Origin of the sequence: Shewanella sp. POL2, assembly GCF_000282755.1 — a bacterium.
In the GTDB taxonomy this organism is placed as follows: Bacteria; Pseudomonadota; Gammaproteobacteria; order Enterobacterales; family Shewanellaceae; genus Shewanella; species Shewanella xiamenensis.
This window is the reverse complement of sequence record NZ_AKZL01000150.1, coordinates 1-4,817: the sequence shown is the minus strand read 5'-3', so window position 1 is coordinate 4,817 and position 4,817 is coordinate 1. Positions and strand designations below refer to the sequence as shown.

General features: G+C 46.4%; 3 protein-coding genes. 1 reads left to right on the top strand and 2 read right to left on the bottom strand.

Annotation, left to right across the window (positions count from 1 at the left end; all coding sequences use genetic code 11):
* Nucleotides 1-85: 85 nt before the first annotated feature.
* On the bottom strand, nt 86-1,591 hold the full coding sequence (locus SHEWPOL2_RS21365; RefSeq protein WP_037431511.1) for a curlin: 1,506 nt from the start codon (nt 1,589-1,591) through the stop codon (nt 86-88).
* A gap of 14 nt (nt 1,592-1,605) precedes the next feature.
* The gene (locus SHEWPOL2_RS21360; protein WP_037414543.1) at nt 1,606-2,025 is read right to left on the bottom strand and encodes a curlin; all 420 of its coding nucleotides are present in this window, start codon (nt 2,023-2,025) and stop codon (nt 1,606-1,608) included.
* 399 nt (nt 2,026-2,424) lie between these two features.
* Between SHEWPOL2_RS21360 and SHEWPOL2_RS21355 the strand changes: the two genes are divergently transcribed.
* Nucleotides 2,425-4,817 (top strand): S8 family serine peptidase (locus SHEWPOL2_RS21355; protein WP_037431510.1); only part of this gene is annotated, 2,393 nt, incomplete at its 3' end.

The window sequence follows — 4,817 nt, the reverse complement described above, 5'->3', positions numbered from 1 at the left end:
GATAGGCAAATAAAAACGGGAACATTATCAATGTTCCCGTTTTTATTTAGTCGCCTTCAACTTGAAGGCGACTCATATTGAAAGGTTAGTACTGCACAACAGTCGCAACGTTCATATCACCATTTTGGGTTACGCTGATGCTGTTGTTGTTACCCGCTTGTGAGCCTAATACTAAGTTGTCATTACCTGTTTGGGAGATCATTAGGCTGTTGTTGTCACCACTCACGCCAAATGAGTTGGCAGCAAATGAACTACCGCTATCACCACCGACCCAGTTGCCGTTACCCGCTTGAGTGATTTCTGCTGAGTTTTCATCACCTTCGATGATTAAATCGATAAGGTTCAGATCGCCACGGTGTTGCAGTGCAGTTACATCGGCGTTGTTACCTGTTACGCTAACGATGGTCTCGTTTTGATCACCATCTTGCTCAACATCCACTTCGTTGTCGCTACCCACGGCATCCACATAAGCGAAGTTCGCATCACCTTCTTGGCTGATTTCGATGCTGTTGTCTTCACCTGTTGCGAAGGCAACCAGCTCGTTGTTATCACCTTTAGAGGATAAGTCGAAGTCGTTGTCAGTACCGTAAGCGCCAAAGGTTGCGAAGTTAGCATCACCACGTTGTTTTAAGTCAACGTCGTTGCTATCGCCCCATACTTGGAACTCTGCACCGTTGCTGTCGCCTTTTTGCTTGATGGCAATATCATTATCATCACCTTGAATATCAGCAACTAAAGAATCACCAACTGTGTTGCTATCACCATCTTGAGCGATGTCGATAGTGTTATCATCACCCGTAGTCATAGAGAGGTAAGCAATGTTATTGCTGCCTTCTTGCTTCATGCTGATATCGTTTTCGCTACCGGCTAAGGCGTAAACAAAGCCAGTGTGGTTATCACCTTTTTGGTAGATATCAACACTGTTGTCGTTACCAGCGATGCCTTTGGCTGCACCAAAGTTATTGTTACCAATTTGTTCAACTGATACGTCGTTGTTGTTACCCACGTTGGCAGTCAGATCGAGTGCAATTAGACCCGCTTGGTTGCTGTTACCGTATTGTTTGATATCACCGTCGTTGTTGTCGCCTTGAACACGGAATACGGCAAGGTTTTCATCACCTTCTTGCTCAACAAATGCACTGTTTTCTGTGCCAGTGATTTCAACATAGCTTTCGTTCAGCTCACCTAATTGGCTAACTGAAACAAGGTTGTCGTTGCCCACGACATCGTTGCTGCTTTGGTTGAAGAAGCCGTCTTGAGTCACTTCAACTTCGTTATTATTGCCTTCCACATCAACAGAGGCTACGTGCCAATCTGTTTGTTGGCTAACAGTCACTTTGTTAGCATCGCCAGTTGAGTTGACTCGTGCTTCATGCCACACACCGTCTTGTAATACGGTGGCAACTTGGTCGTTACCCGTTTGGGTTACTGCTGCTGCGTTAATGACACCAGTTTGAGCGACTAAGGTATCTTGACCTTGGCCTGTTTGCTCAACGCTGATTTCGTTGACTGTGCTTGCTGCTAGCGCATTACCACTTAATCCCGCAGTAATGGCTAATGCAATCAATGACATTTTTGCTTGTGATTTCATGTGACTCTCCCTGTTTAATACTGAGTTATTGAGATTGCGGCACCGTCCGCAATCTGTTGAATCGAAAAATTGCCGCTTCCTAGCTGGTTCAATTGCACCAGGTTGTCATTACCAATCTGGGTAATCGAAGCCATATTTTTAGTGCCGACTTGTCGTAGTTGGACTTCATTATTGGTTCCAATCTGTGTCACAAGCGATACGTTATCGTTACCCGCTTGCGTCACATAGGCGCTGTTATCGTTCCCTGATTGAAACACGATCCCTTGGTTTGCCGTGCCTTGCTGCACTAGGTCGATAAGATTATCGCGCCCTGAACGCTCAATTAGCGCCTGCAGTGTGACGGGCAATTCACTGACATCTGCCGCATGGGATGATGTCAGGCAACTACATATCAAGAGCAGCAGTACCAAAAAGCGTGTTAATGGATTTGGCACAAGTGACTCCTTGCATGTATTGGTGTTTTGGTCAGAGCACAGACTCCTTCCAACTCAGGCATCAAGGTACGAGCCATAGTGCTTAGAGACAATTGGCCAAAAGGGTATTTATTTTTGAGGTGTAATTTAAATGCTAACCAGATTAACTTTTGTTAATTCCATTAATATCTTGTTTTTTGTCGATAAAACCCTGCGTTTAGGCGGTATTTACCTCACCGAGTTGGTCTAGTAGTTAAGTTGTATTTAGCGTGCAGCGTCTTTTTTAAATTGAAACATTATGGCAACAATTTGCAGGCAAACATGCTGGAAATTCGTCGTTTTTATCCATTTCACTTTGAATGGTGGCTGCGTAATTGCCGTTCCAGAATTTCAACGTAAAGGACTATAGGAAGCTTAAGTATGTCAATAAAACTCTCACCATTGGCGTTAGCAATTGCAGGGGCGATGACGTTGTCAGCGGTGCCTGCAATGGCAAAAGATGCACCAGTCTATGAAAAAGACGCCATCCTTGTGGTGTACAAAGATAATGTGACTAAAGCCGAACGTGCAGCAGCACAGCGTTTAGTTCGCGGCACCTTAACCGATGCAAATGCTGATGGCGTAGACGATAAATTCCAGCATTTACTCAATGGTAAACTTACCCGTTTAGCCCTGCGTAAAGGCGCTAATATTGAAGATGCGATTAAGGTGATTAGTCGTCATCCAGCGGTAAAATATGCAGAACCCAACTACATTCTTAAGGCGATAGGTACGCCCGATGATCCAAGCTTTGCTAGCCTGTGGGGCATGAACAACACTGGCCAAAATGGCGGTAGTGCCGATGCAGATATCGACGCGCCAGAGGCTTGGGAAATAACCACGGGTAGCTCGGATGTGGTGATTGGGGTTATCGATACTGGGGTTGATTACAATCACCCAGATTTGCAAGCCAACATGTGGGTTAACGCTGGCGAAATTCCAGGTAATGGTATCGATGACGATGGTAACGGCGTGATCGATGATATTCACGGTTACAGTGCGGTAAATGATAACGGTAACCCAATGGATGGTAATGGTCACGGTACTCACGTATCTGGCACTATTGGTGCTAAAGGCAACAATGGTGTGGGTGTCGTTGGGGTGAACTGGGACGTTAAAATTGCCGCCTGTCAGTTCCTTGATGCCGATGGTTATGGTTCTACAGCTGGCGCTATTGCATGTTTAGATTACTTTACGGATCTGAAGGTTAACCATGGCGTGGATATCAAAGCCACCAACAACTCTTGGGGCGGCGGTAGCTTTAGCCAAGCCTTAAAAGATGCGATTGAAGCGGGTGGTGAAGCAGGCATTTTATTCGTTGCAGCAGCGGGTAACGACGCGGTCGATAACGATGCGAGCCCACATTATCCCTCAAGCTACGATTCTGACGTTGTCCTCTCGATTGCAAGTACGGATCGTAATGACCGTATGTCAGACTTCTCACAATGGGGTTTAACTAGCGTCGATATGGGAGCACCAGGCTCCGCGATTCTCTCTACTGTTCCAGGTGGTGGTTACGCGACGTATTCTGGTACCTCTATGGCTACTCCACATGTCACGGGCGCCGCAGCTCTGGTGTGGTCATTAAATCCAGATCTCTCACCAGTAGAAATGAAATCCTTACTGATGGCATCAGGTGATGCTAATGCAGATTTAACGGGTAAAACCGTGGCTGGTACTCGCCTCAATGTGGCTAACGCACTCGAGCAGGCTAACCCATCTCCTAGCTACAAGTTTACCGTATCGCCAGTATCACAATCTGTCGAAGCGGGTAGCACTGCAAGCTATAACTTTAGTGTTGGTAGCGTTGCAGGATGGGAAGGCGATGTAGCTCTTTCTGTCTCGGTTTCTCCAGCGCTAGAAGGTGTGTCCTTATCAGCCTCAACTGTTTCAGCTGGTGGTTCATTTACCTTAGATGTTGCGACAACGGCGCAAACAGCTTGGGGTGATTACAGCATTACAGTAACAGGTACCGATGGCACTATTGAAAAGGCTAAAGTCGTTTCACTGAATGTGTTCCCTCAAGGATTAAATGACTTTACCTATGGCAATGAGAATGCTGTTGCTATCCCTGATAACAATGCTAGTGGTATTGTGAGCACGATTGAAGTTACTGATGATGTGCAGATTTTTGGCGTGACCGCCGATGTCAATATCAGCCACACTTGGATTGGTGACTTACGCGTTGTGTTAACTTCTCCAGCAGGTACTGAAGTGGTTCTACATAACCGTGATGGCGGCAGCGCTGACAACATTGTTAAGAGCTGGGACTTAAGCGCGTTTGATGGTGAAAACGCACGGGGTACTTGGTCATTATCAGTAGATGACAATGCAGCGGCTGACACTGGTACTCTTAATAACTGGGGCTTAGTGATCAGCGGCTTAGGCGAAGCATCTCCAGCGGCACCAGTGGCGGGCTTCGAGTATGCAGTTGAAGGTTTAAGTGTCGCCTTTACTAACACTAGTACCGATGCGAACGATGATATCGTGAGCTACAGCTGGGATTTTGGTGATGGTTCAACTTCAACTGAAATGAACCCTAGCCATGTATTTGCTGCGGCAGGTACTTACACTGTGGCCCTCACTGTGACTGACTCAATGGAACACAGCAATACTGTGACCATGGAAGTTCAAGTTTATGAGCATAGTATCAACGCATCCGTCACTCGCGCATTGGTATCACGCCGTGGTAGCGCTATGGTAGATATTGAATGGGATAGTGCATTAGGCGAAAGTGTTGCTCTATACCGTGACGGTCAGTTAGTGGTGACAAC

Coding starts and splice junctions, on each gene's coding strand:
- SHEWPOL2_RS21365 (WP_037431511.1), bottom strand. CDS start 1,591: ATGAAATCACAAGCAAAAATGTCATTGATTGCATTAGCCATTACTGCG.